This window comes from Candidatus Cloacimonadaceae bacterium, from assembly GCA_030693415.1.
Lineage (GTDB): Bacteria > Cloacimonadota > Cloacimonadia > Cloacimonadales > Cloacimonadaceae > JAUYAR01.
The window spans coordinates 1-1,755 of the sequence record JAUYAR010000033.1; the positions used below are offsets into that span (position 1 = coordinate 1).

A 1,755-nucleotide genomic window follows, 5' to 3' on the forward strand; every position below is an offset into this window, starting at 1 on the left:
CTTTAACAGTGGCATCAACTACCAAAGGTAATCTCTTTCTTCTCGGGTCCATGTGTATCTCCTCTTGATAAGTATTCTCAAGAGATAAGATAATCCGAAACCAAGACTATGCAACATTAAATATGGGACGCTCTACTAGATCAATAACAGATCGATTTATGCCATCATCTGTTGTCATGTTTATTCGGTTCCCCAATTTAAATATTGATCTCTTAAGCCCGATTCCGTAAAATCCTAAAGTCGGCTTTTCTCTTTTTAGAGATTCTGCTCCAAACATGAAAACATGTTTTTTAAGATAGTTAAGTTCTATACCACCGCAAGTGTCACGAATTTCGAATTTTTCTTTGCTTAAAGATAGATAAATACTACGCCGTCCCTGGATATCCTTCATGATGTAGCTATCAACTGAATTGTCGATCAAATCAAGAATACATGCTTCCGCGTCTACATCTTTTGTTAATATGTCGATAAATAGCTTTTTCCTTGGATAGGCTTCAATAATAGCTTCAATAATAGCGTCCATTGTAACTCCCATATACAATAATATTCTGTAAGTTAATTGTTCTTTCTCAACGGATAACGCGTTCTAACTTAAGCCAAAATTGTCAAGATAAACATTTATAGTGGCATTCCCCCATTTTTTAAACCAGCCTAATTATCATCTGTAGAGGTTCGATGAGATCATACCTGTAAGGGGATGTATTGTAGAACGTGAGTCGGGATAAACAGAGGGAAAATGCTGCGGCTATGCGATAATATATAAAGACTGGAGGTTTTGATAAGTCTTTACTTTTGAAAGTAATGATCTGGATATTCTTCTGCCAGTTTTGTAATCAGCCCTTTGCATGAGTAGATAAAGTACAGAGCCAGAGAAAGAAGCGTATTCAGGTTCTTGAGCCCGGTATAGCTTGCCAGACGCATACCTTTCCACTTCAGATCTTGCTTCATTTGGCGATGTGATTCTTCAATAGCCCAACGTTTACGATAGCTGGTGTAGGCTTTATTGATAATCTGATCTTCAGTAAGAGTGTTATCGTTAAAGTCACAAAGCAGATAGAAGTCTCGGCCTTTCTGTTTTCCATTCTTGAACTTTCGAAGGACTACGAGATTAACTTCAACCCAGTTAGCATTCTTTTTGGGGTGATAGCGTTTCAGATCCTGCGAGGACTTGTCGCCGAAGAGCTTGCGCAAGAATTTTTCCAACATAAATATATCTATCCTTTGCCGATGCCACGCGCAGCAAGCCCCGCGGACACCATAATATGCATGTTTCTCATAATGGGAACACAGCCCAAGTTTCGCACGAAATTAGTCAAAATTGCAATTTTGTGCTCGTAAGTCATTGATAAATAGACAGCGCGCTTCCCAAAAACAGCAAAAAATAACCAAAACGGTAACCATAATAAATCTTGACATATATTCGGCTCTTAATAACCTGGCGACATGTTTATAAGAAAGAAAGTTTCAACGAACCCAAGTAACGGTAAGGTATATACTTACTACCAGTTAATCGAGTCTAGAAAGACCGAGAAAGGATCGCGCAGTTTTGTCATATTGTATTTAGGCTCTCTGGATATCAGCAGAGATGAGCAGAAGATTATTAGTTCGTTATTGAGACTCCATAGAAAAAAGTCCATGCTTGACACGAATAGTATCTAAATAAATGATGAGAAATTACTTGACAGAATCAGCATCAGTAATACATTGGCATCATATTAGATAAGCATATATGGAGTTACTGATGTTTAGAGAGAA

Annotated in this window: 2 protein-coding genes; both read right to left on the bottom strand. The window is 37.8% G+C overall.

What is annotated here, in order from left to right; genetic code table 11:
• Nucleotides 1–106 precede the first annotated feature (106 nt).
• Nucleotides 107–523: an ATP-binding protein gene (locus Q8M98_02345; GenBank protein MDP3113595.1), complete on the bottom strand. Its 417-nt coding sequence runs from the start codon at nucleotides 521–523 to the stop codon at nucleotides 107–109.
• A gap of 263 nt (nucleotides 524–786) precedes the next feature.
• A complete protein-coding gene (locus Q8M98_02350) occupies nucleotides 787–1,206 on the bottom strand; it encodes a transposase (protein MDP3113596.1) in 420 nt (139 codons plus the stop codon).
• Nucleotides 1,207–1,755 lie beyond the last annotated feature (549 nt).